The 20,094-nt window shown below is 62.5% G+C and carries 16 protein-coding genes and 1 pseudogene; 11 read left to right on the forward strand and 6 right to left on the reverse strand.

Annotated features, from left to right (window positions below):
• Positions 1-107 precede the first annotated feature (107 nt).
• From JOD78_RS12075 to JOD78_RS12090, 4 genes and pseudogenes are all read right to left on the reverse strand, one after another.
• The gene (locus tag JOD78_RS12075) at positions 108-590 is read right to left on the reverse strand and encodes a group 1 truncated hemoglobin (protein ID WP_209567931.1); all 483 of its coding nucleotides are present in this window, start codon (positions 588-590) and stop codon (positions 108-110) included.
• A gap of 388 nt (positions 591-978) precedes the next feature.
• Positions 979-1,329 (reverse strand): annotated as a pseudogene (locus tag JOD78_RS12080) (isocitrate lyase/phosphoenolpyruvate mutase family protein); the annotation flags it as partial.
• Positions 1,330-1,416: 87 nt separating this feature from the next.
• Positions 1,417-2,676, reverse strand: coding sequence for a HipA domain-containing protein (locus JOD78_RS12085; RefSeq protein ID WP_209567929.1), 1,260 nt, complete (start codon positions 2,674-2,676; stop codon positions 1,417-1,419).
• Positions 2,663-2,998, reverse strand: coding sequence for a helix-turn-helix transcriptional regulator (locus JOD78_RS12090; protein ID WP_209567928.1), 336 nt, complete (start codon positions 2,996-2,998; stop codon positions 2,663-2,665). The genes JOD78_RS12085 and JOD78_RS12090 overlap by 14 nt, the downstream gene beginning before the upstream one ends.
• A gap of 408 nt (positions 2,999-3,406) precedes the next feature.
• On the opposite strand from JOD78_RS12090, the gene JOD78_RS12095 reads away from it, so the two are divergent.
• The 7 genes from JOD78_RS12095 (at position 3,407) to JOD78_RS12125 (ending at position 12,571) form a co-directional block, all read left to right on the forward strand.
• Positions 3,407-4,345 (forward strand): LysR family transcriptional regulator, encoded by a 939-nt coding sequence (locus JOD78_RS12095; RefSeq protein WP_245202095.1) that lies wholly within the window; start codon positions 3,407-3,409, stop codon positions 4,343-4,345.
• 476 nt (positions 4,346-4,821) lie between these two features.
• A complete protein-coding gene (locus JOD78_RS12100) occupies positions 4,822-5,895 on the forward strand; it encodes a DUF1338 domain-containing protein (protein ID WP_121044644.1) in 1,074 nt (357 codons plus the stop codon).
• On the forward strand, positions 5,885-7,291 hold the full coding sequence (locus JOD78_RS12105) for an FAD-binding oxidoreductase (RefSeq protein ID WP_209567927.1): 1,407 nt from the start codon (positions 5,885-5,887) through the stop codon (positions 7,289-7,291). The genes JOD78_RS12100 and JOD78_RS12105 overlap by 11 nt, the downstream gene beginning before the upstream one ends.
• A gap of 101 nt (positions 7,292-7,392) precedes the next feature.
• Positions 7,393-8,277, forward strand: coding sequence for a transcriptional regulator GcvA (gene gcvA, locus JOD78_RS12110; RefSeq protein WP_209567925.1), 885 nt, complete (start codon positions 7,393-7,395; stop codon positions 8,275-8,277).
• A gap of 359 nt (positions 8,278-8,636) precedes the next feature.
• On the forward strand, positions 8,637-10,151 hold the full coding sequence (locus tag JOD78_RS12115; protein ID WP_209567923.1) for an aldehyde dehydrogenase family protein: 1,515 nt from the start codon (positions 8,637-8,639) through the stop codon (positions 10,149-10,151).
• 148 nt (positions 10,152-10,299) lie between these two features.
• A complete protein-coding gene (locus JOD78_RS12120) occupies positions 10,300-11,343 on the forward strand; it encodes an ABC transporter substrate-binding protein (RefSeq protein WP_121044632.1) in 1,044 nt (347 codons plus the stop codon).
• A 13-nt stretch (positions 11,344-11,356) separates the two neighbouring features.
• Positions 11,357-12,571: a PLP-dependent aminotransferase family protein gene (locus JOD78_RS12125; RefSeq protein ID WP_209567921.1), complete on the forward strand. Its 1,215-nt coding sequence runs from the start codon at positions 11,357-11,359 to the stop codon at positions 12,569-12,571.
• A 77-nt stretch (positions 12,572-12,648) separates the two neighbouring features.
• Here JOD78_RS12125 and JOD78_RS12130 read toward each other — a convergent pair whose 3' ends face one another.
• Complete coding sequence (locus JOD78_RS12130) at positions 12,649-14,799, reverse strand: TonB-dependent receptor (RefSeq protein ID WP_245202096.1); 2,151 nt, start codon at positions 14,797-14,799, stop codon at positions 12,649-12,651.
• Between the two features lie 126 nt (positions 14,800-14,925).
• Positions 14,926-16,068, reverse strand: a complete 1,143-nt coding sequence (locus JOD78_RS12135) for a sigma-54 dependent transcriptional regulator (protein WP_209567919.1) — start codon at positions 16,066-16,068, stop codon at positions 14,926-14,928.
• Positions 16,069-16,519: 451 nt separating this feature from the next.
• Here JOD78_RS12135 and msuE point away from each other — a divergent pair, with 451 nt between their 5' ends.
• From msuE to JOD78_RS12155, 4 genes are all read left to right on the forward strand, one after another.
• Positions 16,520-17,092 carry an FMN reductase gene (msuE, locus tag JOD78_RS12140; RefSeq protein ID WP_209567917.1) on the forward strand — a complete coding sequence of 191 codons (573 nt, stop codon included), beginning with the start codon at positions 16,520-16,522 and terminating at the stop codon, positions 17,090-17,092.
• Between the two features lie 61 nt (positions 17,093-17,153).
• Positions 17,154-18,314: a dimethylsulfone monooxygenase SfnG gene (gene sfnG, locus JOD78_RS12145; RefSeq protein ID WP_209567915.1), complete on the forward strand. Its 1,161-nt coding sequence runs from the start codon at positions 17,154-17,156 to the stop codon at positions 18,312-18,314.
• Positions 18,311-19,198: an ABC transporter ATP-binding protein gene (locus JOD78_RS12150; protein ID WP_209567913.1), complete on the forward strand. Its 888-nt coding sequence runs from the start codon at positions 18,311-18,313 to the stop codon at positions 19,196-19,198. The genes sfnG and JOD78_RS12150 overlap by 4 nt, the downstream gene beginning before the upstream one ends.
• Positions 19,198-20,094 carry a branched-chain amino acid ABC transporter permease gene (locus tag JOD78_RS12155; RefSeq protein ID WP_121044613.1) on the forward strand — a complete coding sequence of 299 codons (897 nt, stop codon included), beginning with the start codon at positions 19,198-19,200 and terminating at the stop codon, positions 20,092-20,094. Before JOD78_RS12150 ends, JOD78_RS12155 begins: the two co-directional genes overlap by 1 nt.

A 20,094-nucleotide genomic window follows, 5' to 3' on the forward strand; every position in this document is an offset into this window, starting at 1 on the left:
TTGCACCGGCGCGCACTATCGGTCAATTCTGAAAAAATCCATGCCCAGAATTGGTGATCAAGGGGGGATTGATCACCAATTTATCAAGATCCGTACTACTCCGAGGCTCAAGGTTTTGGCCAAGTGATGCCTACGCTTTTCATTCCTTTGGCCACATCCATTTCCGGATGGGCCAGCACGACGTCGCGGTAGGATGGGCTGCCGATGACAGCGGGCTTGAACTTTGTCAGAAAGGCCGTCACTTCTTCCCGTATATCTGCAGGCACTGCGAAGTTGTCGTAGCATTCGTCCATGCATTCCATCACTGCTTGCCAATGAACTTCAGTTAGGCCCATGCCACGGTGTGCGGTCACCATGTCACGCCCTCTGTATTGAGCATTTCCGCCCCAGTGAACTGACAGGAAATCGACAAAATTGATGTGCTCCTTCTGGAAGGTGGATTCCGACATGTGGCTCCAGATATGACCTATGGCGGGGTGTTTCATACAGGTCCGCAGCACTTCTCCTGCAAACTTGTAGATCGCGTCGTAGCCTCCCAGACGTTCGTAGAGGGAAGGCTTTTGAGGCTCGGATGCTTGGCTGTCAGTCATGTTATCGCTTCTCCATGTTGATGTGATTCCTGGTATTCCGGCGGGGAGGAAGATCTTTTCCATACGCAGTCGGGGCATTCGCAAGTGATGACGTTGCACGTGAATTCAACGAACAAGCTTGCTGTGTCCAATGTAGCGACGACGGTTCATTGCAGCTTGCTTCTGAGGGGCAATCAACTTGACGGAAATAGACAACGTCGCAGATCGTTGTGCAAATTAATGCCCTTCAGCCGGGGTGACTGGTTTCCCAATTCAATACGAGAACGACTTGGAGCCTGCGGTTGTGGTACCAGGTATTCTGAATACTTCGGGCACTTGATTCTGTGTTAAAAACATGCCGCTCGAGAGTCGGCGACTACCCAGTGGCATCGCCATGTTGTTTGCGCTTTTATTCCCGTGGATGTTGCTGCCCCAACAGGGTATTAAGCTCCAAGCCAGATGGTGCTCCTGCGAATTCACTGAATTTTCCATCTTGCAATATGGTACGGGCAGCGTGTAGAGCAGATCCCCATGCTGCACGAGCAAGCGCCCCGCCTAGACTGACACGTCGCACCCCTAGATTCTCCAGATCTTGCAGCGTCAGGTCCGATGGCCAGCCAATGAGAACATTAACTGGCTTCGGCGCCACTGCTTCGACAACTGCCTTTATTTGGTCGGCTGTTTTGATGCCTGGAGCATATAGGCAGTCCGCCCCGGCATCAGCGTAGGCTTTTAAACGGCGTAACGTGTCATCAAGGTCTGACCTGAGACGAATTTTGTAGCGCCCGGATAAGTGAGTTTTTTATGATGCGCCGGCTCATCAGGGAGGAGATGGAAGGCACCGCAACTAACTATTGTCGCGCTCTCGCCCTCGGCGCAGGATCGCAACGTTGTGAGACAAGCGTTCGCTCAACATGGCTTGCCATTCCTGATCCAGGCAATTTGCCACCGCATCAAAGCTGCCCGTAATACGCGCCAGCAGCGCGTCGAGCCACCCCGCCGCCTCCTCTTGACTGGCAAATCCGAAACGATGTGCGTCAGCCAAAACTGCGTCGCGCGAAATGTCGAAGCGCCCCTGTGATAGCTGCATGTGCAGGCGAGCGGGCGTGTCCACCGGATTCGGAACCACGTCAAACGCTGGTGCGAGACGCCAGCGGCGTTCCTCCTCCGCATAGACGATCGCATGATTGCGTACATGGTCATCATCGTTGCCGCAAACGGCATTGAAGACCATGCGACCGAAAAGTTCGATACGGTCAGTACTTGGTGCGCCCGCCAGCCTGAGTTCTTCGGCCAGACGTGGATAGCTCCAGCGGTCCGTCTCATGACGCCCGGGATATTCAGCCTGCAGCAAGGATGCGGCGCTCACACACAGGTGGCGTTGTTGTCCGGTGCGGTCAAACCTGAGAACGCGTACCGACTTTCTGCCACCTGCGTCAGCGTGATAAACGGTTTGAGCAAAATTCAATCCACTGGCCAGCCCCCATTGCTGGCCCACGTGCTCAAGCAGCGGAACAGGGCCGGCGTCTGTAGCAATCTCCGGCTTGATCAGCCAGAACTGACCGTGGTCGCCCCGTACCGTCGCTTTGGGCCGCGCACCGCCCACGCTGGCGGTCTGGACCAGCCGTTTGCGAATGCCGGCCCGGATAGCAGGACGATGCTCCGCGAGCGCCGCCAGTTCCTCAATCACTTCATCGAGTTGAGGCAGGCCAGGTGTGTTCATTTGCGCAGCGGGCGGCTTCGCACTTGTTCCTACGGCCAGCGCCCCCCAGCGGTCCAGATTGCTGGCCTTGAGCAGATATTGCAGCGGCGGAGCATCTTCCGAAAGATTGTGTTCGCGACGCAGCAGCGCTTGTCCCCAGGCATCCGGGCAGGCATCCCGCAATACGTCATGCAGACCTTGATATCGTTGTGCCCGGAAATCCGTCTCGGGCAAAAATTTCAAGTTCTGCGGATCAATGGCCCAGGTATGCCCGGCCTCGATGTAAGACGGGGCATACCTGAAAAATCCCTCTCCGGAATCGCCTGCCTTGTACCGGCCCACGGTGAGCCACTCGCCATTGTCAGGACGCTGCAGATAGACATAGACCGGTTTAGAAATAGTCATCGTCGCCAGCTCCCTTCTGCTCCCGATTGAGTCTGACACGCTGGCCATAGTCGCCTTGCCAAAGTTCGGCAGGCAATGCCGGTACGGCGTGGTCGAAGATGCCCAGCGCCAGAAGCGCGGTCAGATAAGCACCCACGCCGGCACCAGGATCTCCCTTTTCCAATCTGGCCAGCGTCACCCGCGAGATTCCCAGCCGGGCAGACAAATCAATGGCAGTGATGCGCTGACGCAGGCGCTGGGTGGCAATACATTTGCCCCAGGTCGTCAGGCGCTCTTGTACCAGTGTCGGCCAGTCCTGGGCTGTGGAGAGTTTCTTGGGCATGCGTTTCTCCGTTCATAGATGTGACATTATAGGGTTTAATGCATTATCTATGTTCTGATTTTTGCAATTCAATGCCTCATAGATATTGCTTTATTCTACTTAATGTAATCTCTATGATGCACTCTGGAAGGGCTCGCCGCCGTGTCTCTTGTCGTTGATCGACCCCATCTTCCAGCCTGCTGCAGGATAGGGCATCCATGGCTGCCAAGGCGTGCGAGATGCCAGCCAGCGACAGCAAGCCCAACAGTTCTCCCCGGAAATAGTAACGTATGTGACTATCTCACCCGTCCCCAGCCACTTCCCACCAAACAGGAAACAAGCCCCAATCTCCACCTCACCTCGTCTGCTCATCACACAACATCCCGCGCTATAGTCGACGCTGACCCCATCGACCTCCTGCATGCCACGATGAAAAACCAAGCCATGGATTACCTGCCCCGCATGGTGATCTTCTCCCGCGTTGTCGAGCTGGGAGCCTTTTCCAAGGCCGCTCGCGAACTGGGGCTGACCTCGTCGTCGGTCAGCCAGCACATCAGTGCGCTCGAAGCCATCCTCGGTACGACCCTGCTGCACCGGACCACCCGCAAGCTCAGCCTGACCGAAGCCGGCCAGGGCTTCTATGCCCACTGCGCCCGCATCGTCGCGCTGGCCAATGAAGCGCGCGATGCCACCGAAAGCCTGCACAAGGAACTGGTCGGCGAACTGCGCATCGCCTCCTCCAGCTTCATGGCCCCCGAATACCTGGTGCCCGCCCTCGACCACTTCATCCGCAGCCATCCCCAGCTGCGCATCAGCATCCACGTCAGCGATCACAACGTCGACCTCATGGACCACAGCGTCGACCTGGCCTTGCGGGTAGGCAAGACTCCCGGCCCCGGCGATATCCCGCTGGCCCGCATGGGCGCCGTGCTGTGCGCGTCCCCCGATTACCTGCAGGCCAGGGCCGCCATCCGCCGTCCCGAGGATCTGCTTCAGCATCAGATGTTGTTCTTCACTCCGCATGGTCCGGATGCCGTGGTCGATCTCACCCTGACCAATCGCGCCGGGCAATGCGCGCAACTGCGCCTCGGTCCGCGCATCACCGCCAACCACGCCCGCTCGATCCGGCAGCTGGCCGTGCAGGGACATGGCATAGGCCGCTTCCTGCGCAGTAAGGTGCAAGATGATCTTAAGTCGGGACGCCTGGTGGAAGTCTTGCCGGACTGGTCGCTGGAGGGCTATTGCGCCTTCATCACCACCCGCCATCGCGACGCCGTGCCCGCCAAGATCCTGGCCTGCATCGCCCAGATCCAGGATTATTTCGCGCGCCGTCATCCGCCTGAAGACGAGGAAACGGCTGCGCGGTAAAGCGTTGCGGCGCTTGCATTGTTCAATTTGATTAACGAGTACGTTCGCAAAACGACGGCTAATCAAATCGCTGCGCTTGTAATACAGTTCCCCTGTCGTTCCCTGCCGGTCATGTGTCGGGGGGCACTGCGGGCTGCAAGCTCGCGCCGGCGTTGCGTTACCGCGGAGGGGGTTTTCGGTGGCGCAACACGGTAGAGGGAAGAGGGCGATGCCGACAAGCGCAGGATGCACCCGCCTTTCCTCTCTGGGACGACCGTCAATGGACAGATCAGCATCTGCTCGGCATCGTGATCGACATTGGCATATCAACCGCATGGGCTGCCCCTGCCCCGTCAGCCGGCTTGTGCGCTCCACCCCCCGCTCCCGCCCTTGCATGAGTAAAAGGCATCGAAGCCCCAGAATTTATCGTTTTATTTGCCCCCCGCGCTGCCCTTACCATGAGGCTATCTCATAGTCACCCGGTCAAAGGCACGCAAATGACGATCTCCGCGCAGCACAGCAATCTCCATCAACTCCTGCTTTCCCACTACGGCGACGAGGCCCTGGTGCAGCGCCAGTTCGCGCGCCTGGAAGTCCCCGCCTCGACCCTGCGCCCCGCCGCGTCCGAGGTCTCGCGCCTGGAACTGGCGCAGGCCCTGAACATGCTGCTCTTCGAAGGCCTGCTGCAACAGGTCGCCACCGGCCGTGACTACGTGGCCGATGCCGAGCGCGAGGGCGTCAAGATCTGCTTCGACCACGGCGCCGTGCGCACCGTGCGCCTGGGTCGCGACAGCGGCTTCCCTGATGGCGAAACCCTCTTCACCAGCGTGCTGTTGCCGCTGGGCTACCAGCAGACCGGTACCTATCCGCTGGCGCGCATCAAGATGACCGGCCGCGTCTATACCCACATCGACGACGCCGAGCAGATCGCCCAGTTCTTCGTGAGCGAACTGCATCCGGAACAGTTCTCGCCGCAATTCCAGCAGACCGTGGATGCCGTGCTGGCCACGTCGCGCAATCCGCTCTCCGATGAGGTGCTGACCCTGCTGGCCAAGCTGTCCGCACAAGGCAAGCTGGACATGGACGAGGCCAAGCGCCTGCTGCCCGCCATGCTCAAGTGCTTCGCCCGCCATCACGACCTGCCTACCCTGGCGCAGTACGAAACGCTCAAGGCCGAGTCCGCCGAGATGGCCTGGATCTCCACCGAAGGCAATGCCTTCAATCACGCCACCGACCGGGTCTCCGACGTGGTCGCCACCGCCGAACGCCAGCGCCAGCTGGGACGTCCCATCAAGGACCAGGTCGAAGTCTCACGCAATGGCCGCGTGCGCCAGACCGCCTTCCGCGCCGTCAAGGTCGATTACCAGCTGCAGGGCGAGGATGGCCAGCCGGTCGCCGTCACCGTGCCGGGTTCCTTCTACGAATTCATCTCGCGCGATTACTTCGCCGACGAGGCCGGCCAGCGCAAGCTGGACCTGACCTTCGACAGCGGCAACGCGCAAGGCATCTTCAAGATGACCGAGGCGGTGGCGTCCGGCGCAGCCGGCGGCGAGGCGGCCAGTGTCTGCTGAGGCCACGCTGGCGCGTCTGCAGGACCTGCTGGGCAGCGCCGGCCTGATTACCTCCGCGCCCGAGCGCCAGCCCTACGAGCACGGCCCGCGCTATGGGGCCGGACAGGCGCTGTGCGTGGCGCGTCCGGCCAATGTGGCCGAAGCCGCCGAGCTCATGCGCCTGTGCGCCGCCGAAAATATCCGGCTGATCCCGCAGGGGGCCAACACCGGCCTGGTCGGTGCGGCTTCGCCTGATAGTTCGGGTTTGCAACTTATCCTCAGCATGGAGCGCATCAAGGGCGTGATCGATATCGATCCGGTCGATGGCGTGATCCAGGCCTGGGCCGGCACCCGCCTGTCGGACCTGAACCAGGCGCTGGCCCCGCATGGGCTGTGCTTTCCCATCGACCTGGGGGCCGATCCCTCGGTAGGCGGCATGCTGGCCGCCAATACCGGCGGCGCGCGCCTGATCCGCTATGGCGACGTGCGCCACAACACGCTGGGTCTGCAGGCGCTGCTGATGCAGCCGCCCGGCGAACTGCTGGAGATGGGCAACCGCCTGCACAAGAACAATACCGGCCCGGACTGGAAACAGCTCTTCATCGGTACCGCCGGCAGCTACGGCATCGTCACGCAAGCGGTGCTGCGCGCGCATCCGCTGCCGCGCCAGCGCGCCACCGCCTTGATCGTGCCGTCCTCGCTGGAAGCGGGTTTGCGCCTGCTGCAGGATGCCCAGGTGCAGTTCGCCGATTTCCTCACGGCCTTCGAAGGCATCTCGCGCAATGCGCTGGCATCGGTCTTGCGCCACCTGCCGCAGGTGAGCGCCCCCTTTGATCCATTACCGGACTATGCCTTGCTGGTGGAGCTGAGTTCGTCGTCGGCGGCCAGCGAGCACTTCGATCTCGACCAGCTCTTCATGGCCTGGCTGGAACGTCATTTCGACGATGCCATCGTCGATGCCGTGGTCGACAAGCCCGAGACCCTGTGGCGCCTGCGCCATGCCATCAGCGACAGCGTCAAGCAGGAGGGCAAGATCGTCGCCTTCGACATCTCCGTCTCGCGCTCGCGCATGCCAGCCTTCCGCGCCGAGGCACTGGCCCTGGTGGAACGGGACTTCGCCGGTGCCGAGGTGTTCGACTTCGGCCATTGGGGCGATGGCGGCGTGCATTTCAACCTGGCCATCCCGCCGGCGCAGCAGCCGCAGTTCCCGCCGGAGCGCATCGAGGCCCTGCGCACCGCGCTGTACGACTTGGTTGCAAAAAGTTACCAAGGCAGTTTCAGCGCCGAGCACGGCATCGGTCCCTTCAACCAGCATTACTACCAGCGCTACACGCAGCCCGAACAACGCGCGCTGGCCGGCCGCGTGCAAGACGTGTTTGATCCGCACTGCCTGCTGGGCAATACGCGCTTCACATGACGGGCAGCGTGCAGGGACGCTCTGGAGGGGAGGGCACGCCATTTGCTATAGTGCGGGCTCCTTCACCTTCTGCCCCGCCTTCAGCCAGCGGTCTTCGTCCCATGCGCCGTTTCATCCCGTCAACGTCCTGCCTGATCGCCTTCGATACGTCGGCCCGGCACATGTCGTTCACCAAGGCGGCCAATGAATTGCACATGACGCAGGGTGCGGTGAGCCGCCAGGTGGCGATCCTGGAGGAGTACCTCAACGTCAAGCTGTTCGAGCGCATCAACCGCCGCCTGATCCTCACCGAAGCCGGCCGCGATTATGCGGCCCAGGTCTCCACCATCCTGAAGCAGATCGAGATGGCGACCTTCCAGGTCATGACCTACAACAGCCTGGCCAGCGTGCTCAACCTGGCGATCCTGCCGACCTTCGGCGTGAAGTGGCTGATCCCGCGCCTGGCCAAGTTCGCTGCCGCCTATCCCGATGTGCTGCTGAACCTGAGCACGGAAGTGCTGCCCTTCGATTTCAATACGCGCCAGGTCGATGCCGCCATCCACTTCGGCGAACCCGACTGGCCCGATACCGTGATGGTGCGGTTGATGGGCGAGGAAGTGGTGCCGGTCTGCAGCAAGGCATTGGCCGAAGGCCTGGGCTCGGTGGAGGACCTGGCCAACGTCACGCTGCTCCAGCACACCACGCGCCCGCAGGCCTGGCAGGACTGGTTCCGCCATGTCGGCGTGGATTGCCCCAATGCCTTGTCGGGCCCGCGCTTCGAGCAACTGGCCATGGTCATCCAGGCCGCCGTCGCCGGCATGGGCGTGGCGCTCATGCCCAAGTTCATGGTCGAGACCGAGATCAGCCTGGGGCAGTTGCATGTGCCCTTTCCGCTGGCGGTCAAGAGCCCGCAATCCTATTACCTCGTCTATCCCGAAAAGAACGCCGGCAAGGCGGCCATCCTCAAGTTCCGCGAGTGGATCCTGAGCGAAGCGCAGGGCGGCTGAGGGCTTCCATCGCGCTGCATCGATTCGGTGCAGCGATTTTCCAGGCTGACTAAAACTCATGGCCGCGCATTTTTCTCCTGCGTGCAGATGCATCTCGTGTCATGCCATGAGGGCGCTGCAAGCCGCCACCGGCGCGGCCCCGGCACCGCGGCTGGAAGCGCCACGGCACGGGGGCTTGCGGCCGATATGAAGTGATGCGCTGCACCATCCTCGCCCATCCTCGCGCATTCTCGCGCGCCAGGCCAGTGCATTCCAAAAACTCATGATGTGGTGAAATTTTTTGGTTTTAAGAAGTGGGGCGGCTGTCCTTATACTCCATCGTTCCAGACCCATCCCACTCCACTTTTCAAGGGAACCCCATGTCTTCTCCACGCATCTTCTCCACCCTGGGTGCCGACTTCTCGGCCTACGCCGGCAACGATCTGGTGATCCGTTCGCCGCGTGATGGCGAGGTCATCGCGCAACTCAAGGCGCAGTCGCCGGCCGACGCCGAAGCGGCCATCGCCGGCGCGCAACAGGCCTTCCTGGCCTGGCGCGAAGTGCCGGCGCCGGTGCGCGGCGAACTGGTGCGCGTGCTGGGCGAAGTGCTGCGCGAGCATCGCGACGAACTCGGTGCCCTGGTCACCCAGGAAGCCGGCAAGATCCTCTCCGAAGGTTTGGGCGAGGTGCAGGAAATGATCGATATCTGCGACTTCGCCGTGGGCCTGTCGCGCCAGCTGCATGGCCTGACCATCGCCTCCGAGCGCCCCGGCCACCGCATGATGGAAACCTGGCATCCGCTGGGCGTGGTCGGCGTGATCACCGCCTTCAATTTCCCGGTCGCCGTGTGGGCGTGGAACGCCGCGCTGGCGCTGGTGTGCGGCAATGCCGTGGTGTGGAAGCCTTCCGAAAAAACGCCGGTCACGGCACTGGCCGTGCAAGCCCTGTTCGCCAAGGCCGTGGCGCGTTTCTCGGCACAGCGTCCGAACCTGGTGCCGGCGCAACTGTGCGGCCTGCTGATCGGCGGTGCCGACCTGGGCGAGACCCTCTCGCGTTCGGCCACCGTGCCGCTGGTGAGCGCCACCGGCAGCGTGCGTATGGGCCGCAAGGTTGCCACCGTGGTGGCCGAACGCCTGGGCCGCAGCCTGCTGGAACTGGGCGGCAACAATGCCATGATCGTCGCGCCCTCGGCCGACCTGAACCTGGCGCTGCGCGCCATCACCTTCTCCGCCGTGGGCACCGCCGGCCAGCGCTGCACCAGCCTGCGCCGCCTGTTCGTCCACAGCAGCATTCATGACCAGGTAGTGGCGCAGATCAAGCGCATCTACGCCAGCGTGAAGGTCGGTGATCCGCTGCAGGGCGATACCCTGGTCGGCCCGCTGATCGACCAGGCTGCTTTCGATGCCATGCAGGCGGCACTCAAGCAAGCGCGTGCGCAGGGCGGTGAAGTCACCGGCGGCGAACGGGTGGACGTGATGGGCCAGCAATCCTGGTACGTGCGCCCGGCACTGGTGACCATGCCCGGCCAGACCGCGATCATGCATCACGAGACCTTCGCGCCCATCCTCTACATCGTCAAGTACGATGAACTGGGCGATGCCATCGCCATGAACAACGCCGTGCCGCAAGGCTTGTCCTCGGCCATCTTCACCAATGACATGCGCGAAGCCGAGCTGTTCGTCTCGGCCGTGGGCAGCGACTGCGGCCTGGCCAACGTCAACATCGGCACCAGCGGGGCAGAAATCGGCGGTGCCTTCGGCGGCGAAAAGGAAACCGGCGGGGGCCGCGAATCCGGTTCGGACGCCTGGAAGAACTACATGCGCCGCGCCACCAACACCATCAACTACAGCAAGACCCTGCCGCTGGCGCAGGGGGTGAAGTTCGATATCGACTGAGCGACGGCCACGTCCACCTGCAGTACCCCAAGCAAAAATGCAGCACCGCTGCCGGATTCCTGCTCCACCTGGGAATCCGGCATGGCATCCCACGACCCACGCCCGCGCAAGCGGGACCCACAACGGCAAACCGGCAAGGAGTGCAGTAATGAAGATGAAGACCCTGGCAGTGACCTGTGCAATCGCTGCGACCCTGATCGCCTCTGGCGCGCAGGCGCAGACCAAGACCATTTACGTCGGCATGAACGGCGGCACGATGGAGAAAAACTACACCGCTTCGATCTTCCCCGACTTCGAGAAGGCCAACAACGTCAAGGTGGTGGTGGTGCCCGGCACCTCCTCCGACATCATCGCCAAGATGCAGGCCCAGCGCGACAAGCCGCAGATGCACGTGGCCTTCCTCGATGACGGCATCATGTACCGCGCCATCAACATGAGCCTGTGCGAAAAGGTCAAGGACGCCGCCGTGCTCAAGGATGTCTATCCCTTCGCGCGCCTGGCCAACGACCAGGCCGTGGCCATCGAGATGGGCGTGCTCGGCATCGGCTACAACAAGAAGCTGTTCGCCGAGAAGGGCTGGCCGGCACCGACCTCGTGGATGGATTTCGCTGATCCCAAGTACAAGCAGAAGGTGGTGTTCCAGTCGATCTCGGCCAGTACTTTCGGCCTGTATGGCTTCATGATGTTCAACCGCCTGGTGGGCGGTACCGACAAGAACGTCGACCCCGGCTTCAAGAAGTGGGGCAGCACCATCGGCCCCAACGTGGTCGAATATCTCTCCAGCTCGGCCAAGATTTCCGAGATGGTGCAGACCAATGAAGCGGCCATCTTCCCGCTGACCGTGACCGGCATCGCCAACCTGAAGGACAAGGGCATCCCCGCTGAATTCGCCACCCCCAAGGAAGGCGGCGTGCTGCTCATGACCGGCGCTTGCCCCATCAAGGGCAACAGCGAACCGGAATTGGCGCAGAAGCTGCTGGAATTCCTGCTGACCCCGGCGGTGCAGGCCAAGAGCATGGCGCTGGCCAATTCGATTCCGGTCAACCGCAACGTGCCGCTGTCGGATGCCGCGCAGGCCAAGCTGGGCAAGAGCGAAGTGCTGACCAAGAACCTCAACACCGTCGACTGGGATACCGTCAACGAGAAGCGCTCCGAGTGGAACAACCGCTGGAACCGCATGATCGAGCAATAAGCCTGTATCGATCATGACCGCAGCTTATCGTTTCAATCCGGCCTTCCAGTCGCCCCAGGGGTCGCCCATCCGGGAGCTGTTCAAGTACACGCAGCAACCCGGCATGATTTCCTTTGCCGGCGGCTATCCGGCGCCTGCGCTGTTCGATACGCAAGGGCTGGCAAAGAGCGCCGCCACCCTGCTCGACAGTGCAGCGGCGGCCTGCCTGCAATACGGGGCGACCGAAGGCGCGGCGCAACTTGCGCAAGTGCTCAAGCAGGTCACGCGTGCGCGCATCGGTGGTGCCGATCCGGGCGAGCTGATCGTCACCACCGGTTCACAGCAGGGGTTTGAACTGCTGTTGCGCATCCTGCTGGAGCCGGGTGATGGCGTTGTCATCGAGCGGCCCTGCTATCCGGCGGCGATCCAGGCCTTGCGCCTGGCGCATGCCGAACTGCTGGAAATTCCCGGTGACGCCCAAGGCATGGATACCGATGCCCTGGAAGCCTTGCTGCTGGCGGGTGCCCGGCCCAAGCTGCTGTACCTGGTGCCGAGCTTCGCCAATCCGACCGGCGCCACCTTGCCGCTGGCACGCCGCCGTCATTTGCTCACGCTGGCGGTGCGTTACCAGTTCATCGTGATCGAGGATGATCCCTACGGCCAGCTGCGTTTTTCCGGGCAGGCCGAGCCGCCGCTGCTGCAGGTGGCACAGGAGATCGAGGGGGCGCGTGACTGGCTGGTGTACCTGTCGAGTCTGTCCAAGATCGTGGCACCGGGTTTGCGCATCGGCTGGATGTGCGGCCCACCGGAAATCCAGCGCCGTGCGGTCATCGCCAAGCAGACCGGCGACCTGTGCACTGCGCCGTGGATGCAGATGGTGGCGGCGCAGTATCTGCAGGCCGGGCTTCTGGAGGCCCATCTGCCGCACATCATCGCCACCTATCGCGAACGTTGCGCGATCATGCTGTCGTCCTTGCGTGATGCCTTCGGTGATCGTCTCTCTCTGATTGCGCCGGAAGGCGGCATGTTCATCTGGGCCAGCTGGAAGGATGGCACCGATGCCACGGCGCTGTTGCAGAGCGCGGTGCGCCACAACGTGATGTACGTGCCGGGCAGCGCCTTCTATGCCACGCAATCCGATCCGGGCCATTGGCGACTTTCTTTCGCCAATGCCCAGCCGCAGGAGATCATCGATGGCGTGGCTCGCCTGAAGCAGGCACACGAGGAATGGATGCACGTGCAAGCATGACTTTTCTTCATGCATGAAAAACGCCCCGATGCGCAGTGCGGATCGGGGCGTTGTCATTGCGGCGTCGTGGAAACGATTTACAGGTCGATCTTCATGCGCGCCACGACAGTGCGTTCCGCCCCCGGCATCACGTAGAGGTTGTTCCACGAACCGGGATAGTAGTTGCGGTTGAAGAGGTTATGCACGTCCAGCGACAGCCGCACATTCTTGCTCACCTGCCAGTAGCTCAGGAGCTTGACTGTCGCATACGCCGGCAACGAATAGGTGTCGGCGGTATTGCCCGAACGGTTGCCCACGTAGTTCACGCCGCCCCCCAGTCCATAGCGCGCGCCGTTGGCCGTCGCATCCTCACGCATGACCAGAAGACCTGCGCTGTAGGCCGGAATGTTGGCCAGGCGCGTGCCGGCGGCCAGGGTCTTGTCCTTGGTCACGCGCGCATTGTCCCAGGCGAAATTGGCCGAAAGACGCCAGTGCGCATCGATCTGGCCATAGGCATCGGCCTCGAAGCCGGTGCTCTTGGCTTCGCCGGCCGCCACCTGGAAGCCGGGCGTATCGCTGGCGGTAAGGACATTGGTCTTGGTGATGTCGTAGACCGCGAAGTTGGCGCCCAGGCGTTCATCCGTGGTCTGCAGCTTGAGGCCGGCTTCATAGGCGGTCGAATGCTGCGGATCGAAGGCGCGGCCGCTGGCATCCACGCCGCTGTTGGCACGGAAGGATTTGCCTGCCGTCACATACACCGAACTCCAGGCCGTCGGCAGATAGGTGATGCCCGCGCGCGGCGACACGGCGCTCTGTTGTTGCGAGGTGGTGGTGACGCCGCCCACGCGGTTCTCGATGCTCTGCTTGTATTGATCCCAGCGCACACCCGCCAGCAATTTCCATTGCGGCGACAGGCTCATCTGGTCCTGCACGAACACGCCCTTCACGCGCTGTCTTTCGTCCGAACTGCTGGTGCGGTTGGTCAGCGGCAGCAACGGGCTGCCGTAGACCGGATTGTAGATATCGATGGGGGTATTGGCCGAGCGCAGGATTTCCGTATTCATCCACAGCGTCGATGCTTCTGCACCGATCAGGAGGGTGTGGCCGATGGCACCGGTGTTGAAGTTGCCCTGCAGCTCCGCCTGGAAGGAGGTATCGCGCGAGGGAAGCTGCCGCCAGGTGCGGGTGCGGTTGAGCGTGCGGTTGTCAGCGGCCAGCGGATTGGAGAGGGCCGCTTCGGTGTAATAGCCATCGAAGCTGCTTTCCTTGTAGCTGGCACCAAGCCTGGCACGCCACTGCTCGGACAGCGTGCGCTCCAGCGTCAGCTGATGCGTATTGCTGCGCATGGCCATGTTGCCATCCGAGGGTTCGTTCAGGACGCGGTCACGCGGCAGCGTGCCCAGCACGCCGCGCACGTTGATGAGGCCGCGGTCCAGCGGCGTGCTGGCCTGCAGGAATTCGGCCTCGTAGTTCAGCAGGGTGTCCTTGTCGATCACCCAGGCCAGCGACGGGGCCACCAGCGAGCGGCGGTTGTTGAGCAGGCTGGAACGGCTGTCGCCTTCCTCGGTCATGGCGATCAGGCGATAGGCCAGGTTCTGGCTCAAGGGACCGGTGCTGTCCACCGTGGCACGGCGCAGGCCGCCGGTGCCGGCACTGAGTTCGGCGCTGTTCTTGCGCGTGAATTGCGGCTTCTTGGTGACGATGTTGATGGTGCCGCCCGGCTCGCTGCTGCCATAGAGCGCTGCGGCCGGGCCCTTGAGGAATTCGATGCGTTCGATGGTGGCCGTATCGCGGCGCGGATTGTAGCCGCGCGAACCGGGGAAGCCATTGACCAGGAAACCCATGTCGGTACTGCTGAAGCCGCGAATGGCGAAGTTGTCCCAGGTACCGCCGAAGTCGTTGAGGCGGCTGATGCCGCTGACGTAATCGACCGTATCGGCCAGACGCACCGCACCCAGGTCCTCAATCTGCTGGGTAGTCATCACGCGTACCGACTGCGGCAGCTCCATCAACGGCGTATCAGTGCGCGTGGCACCGCTGGTGCTGGTGGCGTTGTAACTGCTGCTGGCCTTGTCGCGGCCAGCAGAGACGCTGATCTCGGGCAGGGCCGCTGCATTGCTGCCTGCGGCCGTGGCCGCATCGTCGGCCCAGGCCAGGGGCGCCACCGCCAGCAGACTGGTCAGCAGCCACGCGGCGCTGGTGGCGCAGCGGCAGGGAAGGGAAGTCGCAAATCCTCGGTGCATCATCATCGGTATTCAAACAGCCAGGCAAATAATCGGGCCGATGAATATAAATGATAATCGTTAACAATTGTTGGGAAATTGTAAGTTTGTTGTGAAGAAAAGTCTGTTCAAGTTGTTATTTTGCAATGAGCGTCATTTCAACGCCGAGATCTGCCCATTGCGGATCAGCCGCGCCCGCAGCACGTTGCGGCTGATGTCGAGCAGGCGCGCGGCCTGTACCTGATTGCGTTCGCAAAACTCGAAGGCGGTACGAAATACCGTGTCTTCGATTTTTTCAAACAGGCCCGCCTGCGATTGATTGAACAGGTTCTGCAAGGCCTGTTCCAGCGCTTGCAGGGGATCGTTGCTGCAATCGATGCCGCCATGCGCGGCGTACACCGGGCGCCGCTCCACATGGGAGAGATGGAAGTGCTCGGCGCGCAGGCTGTCTTCCTGGCAGATCAGCAGCGCATGGTGGATGGCGTTTTCCAGTTCGCGGATATTGCCCGGCCAGTCGTGCTCGCGCAGTTTGCGTTCGCCTTCGGCATCGATGCGGGGCGCGCCATAGCCCAGCCGCTGGCGATATTCATGGAGGAAGTGATAGGCCAGCGGCAGGATATCCGCAGGCCGCTCGCGCAAACGCGGAATGGCCAGTTGCACCACCTGCAGCCGGTAATACAGATCCTGGCGGAAATGGCCGGCCGCCACCGCATCTTGCAAGCGCACGTTGGTGGCGGCAATGACGCGCACGTCGATGGGAATGCTGCGCCGTGATCCCAGCCGCACCACTTCGCGTTCCTGCAGCACCCGCAACAGCTTGACCTGGATGGCCAGCGGCAGGTCGCCGATTTCATCGAGGAACAGCGTGCCGCCGTTGGCCGCCTCGAACCAGCCGACCTTGTGCGCGATGGCACCGGTGAAGGCGCCTTTCTCATGGCCGAACAATTCGCTCTCGGCCAGGCTCTCCGAAAACGCACCGCAATTCACGGCCACGAAGGGCGCATCACGGCGATGGCTCAACGCATGCACGTGACGCGCGATCAGTTCCTTGCCGGTACCGGTGGCACCGATGATGACCACATTGGCATCGCTCGGTGCCACACGCTGTACGCGTTCCAGCAGGGCCACCGAGACCGGATCATGGAACACCTGCGCCGTGGCGCGAATGGACGTGCCCAGCTTGCGCGCATGCGGCAAGGTCAGCAGCGGCGATGCGGTGCGCGCGGCAAGGTCGCCATCACCCTCCGGCGAAGAGGGCAGCGCATACAGATGGGCAGAGCGAGGGCTGGCATGCATGTCAGGCTCCGGGCTTGTGGAATCTCCTGCTCCGGGGGGAGAGACAGGAAGGGAAGGTGAATTGATTCTAACAATATGCAAAGAGCGCATTAACGACCAATTCAGCATAAGCATGCTCGGTATACGTTGGGTCATCGCCCGCAAAAGCTTGTCTGACAAGGAACTGACGATCATCCGTCGCCGTCTGGCGACAGCTTCGGCAGGAGAATGCAAAGCTGTCATACAGCTTCGAAAACTTAGTAAATAAGGAGGCACATCGGAGCAAGCCTGGCGCAGCATTCTTGCTGCTCCAGCAGCAGCGCGGGAGCAGATTGCTGCTGCAGCAGTAGCCCGCATTTTTGCAAGTCCTTGATTTGAAAGGTTTCGCAGGGTGGCACGTTCTTCGCTGAATGAGGAGGGCGGATGCGATTGCGTCCTTCCTTCCTTCAGTCATCCAAGGAGAGCCTTCTTCATGAGCCGTCCCCTGCAAGTCGTCATCGTCGCCGGAAGCGGCCGCCGTCCCTCCCGTACGCTGGGCCTGCTCAATGCCATTGCAGCGCAGCTGGGCCAGCACATCGCCATCCAGACGGAAGTGGTGGCGCTTTCCGACCTGAGCGGCCAGTTGCTCAGTGCCACTGAACTGGCGCAGTTGCCCGACGCCGTGCGCCAGAAGATCGCCGCCATTGAAAACGCCGATGTACTGCTGGCGGGCAGCCCCGTCTATCGCGGCTCCTATTCGGGGTTGTTCAAGCATCTGTTCGACCTGGTGCCGCAGGAGTCGCTGTTCGGCAAGCCCGTGCTGCTGGCCGCCACCGGCGGCAGCGATCGCCATGCGCTGGCCATCGATCACCAGTTGCGTCCGCTGTTCGCCTTCTTCCAGGCGCTCACGCTGCCGCTGGGTGTGTATGCCAATGCCCAGGAGTTCGACAACGAAACCATCATCAGCCCGGCCCTGCAGGAACGCATTGTCCTGACCGTGCAGCGGGCGCTGCCGGTCTTGCAAGGCCTTGCCGCATCGGCGGCACCGTCCCGCGCCGCCCGCTGATCACCGCGCGCCATTTCATTTTCGATCACCCGATCATCCTCTTTTTCACAGGAGTTTTTTCATGAGCCAAGCCCCCGCTACCACGACCTCCACCACCCCGCGCACCGATGCCGTCAAGTTCGCCTATTGGGTCCCCAACGTCAGCGGCGGCCTGGTGGTGAGCACGATCCCGCAACGCACCGACTGGAGCCTGGAGTACAACCAGCGCCTGGCGGTGGCCGCTGAAAAGGCCGGCTTCGAATACGCCTTGAGCCAGATCCGTTTCACCGCCGGCTATGGTGCCGAATACCAGCACGAGTCGGTCTCCTTCAGCCAGGCCCTGCTGCACGCCACCACCAAGCTCAAGGTGCTGGCCGCGATCCTGCCCGGTCCGTGGCATCCGGCCGTGGTGGCCAAGCAGATCGCCACCATCGACCACATCTCGCAGGGCCGCATCGCCATCAACGTGGTCAGCGGCTGGTTCAAGGGCGAGTTCCAGGCCATCGGCGAACCCTGGCTGGAACATGACGAACGCTATCGCCGCTCCAATGAATTCATCCGCGCACTCAAGGGCATCTGGACCCAGGATGACTTCACCTTCAAGGGCGATTTCTATCGTTTCAACAATTACACGCTCAGTCCCAAGCCGGTACAGAAGCCGCACCCGGAAATCTTCCAGGGCGGCAGCTCCCGTGCCGCGCGCGACAACGCGGCCAGCGTCTCGGACTGGTACTTCACCAACGGCAATACGGTCGAGGGGCTCAAGGCACAGATCGATGACATCCAGGCCAAGGCCGCGCAGAACGGCCACAAGGTGCGCATCGGCGTGAACGCCTTCGTGATCGCCCGCGATACCGAAGAAGAAGCGCAAGCCGTCCTGCAGGACATCATCGACCACGCCCACGTGGAGGCGGTGCATGCCTTCGGCGACGCGGTCAAGCAGGCGGGCAAGGCTTCGCCCGAAGGCGAGGGCAACTGGGCCAAGTCCACCTTCGACGACCTGGTGCAATACAACGACGGCTTCAAGACCAACCTGATCGGCACACCGCAACAGATCGCCGAACGCATCGTCGCGCTCAAGGCCATCGGCGTGGATCTGGTGTTGACCGGCTTCCTGCACTTCATCGAGGAAGTCGAATACTTCGGCCAGAAAGTGTTGCCGCTGGTGCGTGAACTGGAAGCGCGTCAGGCCACGGCCACGGCAGCCCCGCATCAGGCGCAGACACTGGAAGCGGTGGCATGAGCATGAGCGGCACGCTTGAGCTCGCGCTGCCCGCCCATGCGGACGCTGACGCCGGCACTTCGGCGCAGCGCTCGGTGCAGGCCAGCGTCGCGCCGGTCCTGCAACTGGAGGGCATCAGCCTGTCCTTCGGTGGCGTGCAGGCCTTGCGTCATGTCGACCTGGCCCTGCATGAACGCGAGATCCTGGCCGTGATCGGTCCCAACGGCGCGGGCAAGAGTTCGCTGGTCAACGTCATGAGCGGACTGTACCGGCCCACGCAGGGCACGGTCAGCCTGGCCGGCAAGCGTTTCCGGCAGGTGCCCACGGCACGCCTGGCGCGGCTGGGCGTGGCGCGTACCTTCCAGAACCTGGCCCTGTTCAAGGGCCTGAGCGTGCGCGACAACATCGTGCTGGGCCGCGTCGATGCGATGCGGTCCAGTTTCGTGGAACAGATCGCCGGTCTCGGCCGCGCCCGCCGCGAGCGCAACGAGGCCCGTGCACTGGCCGCGCAGATGATGGACTTCCTCGACCTGCGCGCGCATGCGGAGCGTCCGGTGGGTGGCTTGCCCTATGGCCTGCAGAAGCGCGTGGAACTGGCGCGCGCGCTGGTGGCGCAACCCCGGGTGCTGTTGCTGGATGAGCCGATGGCCGGCATGACCGTCACCGAAAAAAGCGAGATGACGCATTTCGTGCGCGCCGCGCGCGATCAGTTCGGGACTGCCATTCTGCTGATCGAACATGACATCGGCCTGGTCTTCGGACTCTCCGACCGCGTGGTGGTGCTGCAGCATGGCAGCAAGATTGCCGATGGCGCACCGGCCGAGGTGCGCCAGGATGCCGCCGTGATCGAGGCCTATCTGGGCGTGGCCCAGCCTGAGCATCACACCACGCAGGAGGCCGCGTGATGGCTGACTTCGATTGGGTGTTCTTCGCCGAAGTGCTGACCGGTGGCCTGCTCTCGGGGGTGATGTATTCGCTGGTGGCGATCGGCTTCGTGCTGATCTACAAGACCTCGGGCGTGCTCAACTTTGCGCAGGGCGCGCAACTGCTGTTTGCCGCGCTGACTTTCGTGAGCCTGGTGGAGCGCGGTGTCCCCTTCGCGCTGGCCTTGCTGCTGACGCTGGCGGCGATGATCCTGCTGGGCCTGTCGATCGAACGGGTGGTGTTGCGGCCCTTGCAGAACCAGTCGCCGATGACGCTGTTCATGGCCACGCTGGGTCTGTCCTACGTGATCGAGGGCGCGGCGCAATTGTTGTGGGGCACGCAGGTGCATGCGCTGGAGCTGGGCATCGCCGATACGCCCCTGCAACTGGGCGGGATGATGATCTCTTCCTTCGATCTCTTTGCCGCCGCCACGGCGGCCGTGATGGTGGCGCTGCTGTCGGCCTTCTTCCGCTACACCCGCCTCGGACTGGAATTCCGCGCGCTGGCCGATGACGGCTTTGCCGCATTGGCAGTGGGTTTGCGCCTGCCGCGCATTCTTGCCGCCGTGTGGGCCACGGCAGGATTGATCGCACTGATCGCCGGTCTCTTGTGGGGCGCGCGCCTGGGCGTGCAGTTCTCGCTGTCGCTGGTGGTGCTGAAGGCCTTGCCGGTCCTGGTGCTGGGCGGTTTCGATTCGGTGCTGGGGGCCATCGTCGGTGGCCTGCTCATCGGTGCGCTGGAAAAACTGGCGGAGGTCTATCTCGGTCCGCTGGTGGGCAGCGGCATCGAAGGCTGGTTCGCTTACGTGGCCGCCTTGGCCTTCCTGCTGGTCAGGCCCAGTGGCCTGTTCGGCCAGCGTGCATGGCAAAGGGCCTGA

Origin of the sequence: Herbaspirillum sp. 1130 (assembly GCF_017833835.1) — a bacterium.
GTDB lineage: Bacteria > Pseudomonadota > Gammaproteobacteria > Burkholderiales > Burkholderiaceae_D > Herbaspirillum > Herbaspirillum huttiense.

What these genes read in the sequence shown, in the direction of transcription:
- JOD78_RS12075 (WP_209567931.1), bottom strand. Translation starts at nt 590, where the DNA reads ATGACTGACAGCCAAGCATCCGAGCCTCAAAAGCCTTCCCTCTACGAA.
- JOD78_RS12085 (WP_209567929.1), bottom strand. Translation starts at nt 2,676, where the DNA reads ATGACTATTTCTAAACCGGTCTATGTCTATCTGCAGCGTCCTGACAAT.
- JOD78_RS12090 (WP_209567928.1), bottom strand. Translation starts at nt 2,998, where the DNA reads ATGCCCAAGAAACTCTCCACAGCCCAGGACTGGCCGACACTGGTACAA.
- JOD78_RS12095 (WP_245202095.1), top strand. Translation starts at nt 3,407, where the DNA reads ATGAAAAACCAAGCCATGGATTACCTGCCCCGCATGGTGATCTTCTCC.
- JOD78_RS12100 (WP_121044644.1), top strand. Translation starts at nt 4,822, where the DNA reads ATGACGATCTCCGCGCAGCACAGCAATCTCCATCAACTCCTGCTTTCC.
- gcvA (WP_209567925.1), top strand. Translation starts at nt 7,393, where the DNA reads ATGCGCCGTTTCATCCCGTCAACGTCCTGCCTGATCGCCTTCGATACG.
- JOD78_RS12115 (WP_209567923.1), top strand. Translation starts at nt 8,637, where the DNA reads ATGTCTTCTCCACGCATCTTCTCCACCCTGGGTGCCGACTTCTCGGCC.
- JOD78_RS12120 (WP_121044632.1), top strand. Translation starts at nt 10,300, where the DNA reads ATGAAGATGAAGACCCTGGCAGTGACCTGTGCAATCGCTGCGACCCTG.
- JOD78_RS12125 (WP_209567921.1), top strand. Translation starts at nt 11,357, where the DNA reads ATGACCGCAGCTTATCGTTTCAATCCGGCCTTCCAGTCGCCCCAGGGG.
- JOD78_RS12130 (WP_245202096.1), bottom strand. Translation starts at nt 14,799, where the DNA reads ATGATGATGCACCGAGGATTTGCGACTTCCCTTCCCTGCCGCTGCGCC.
- JOD78_RS12135 (WP_209567919.1), bottom strand. Translation starts at nt 16,068, where the DNA reads ATGCATGCCAGCCCTCGCTCTGCCCATCTGTATGCGCTGCCCTCTTCG.
- msuE (WP_209567917.1), top strand. Translation starts at nt 16,520, where the DNA reads ATGAGCCGTCCCCTGCAAGTCGTCATCGTCGCCGGAAGCGGCCGCCGT.
- sfnG (WP_209567915.1), top strand. Translation starts at nt 17,154, where the DNA reads ATGAGCCAAGCCCCCGCTACCACGACCTCCACCACCCCGCGCACCGAT.
- JOD78_RS12150 (WP_209567913.1), top strand. Translation starts at nt 18,311, where the DNA reads ATGAGCATGAGCGGCACGCTTGAGCTCGCGCTGCCCGCCCATGCGGAC.
- JOD78_RS12155 (WP_121044613.1), top strand. Translation starts at nt 19,198, where the DNA reads ATGGCTGACTTCGATTGGGTGTTCTTCGCCGAAGTGCTGACCGGTGGC.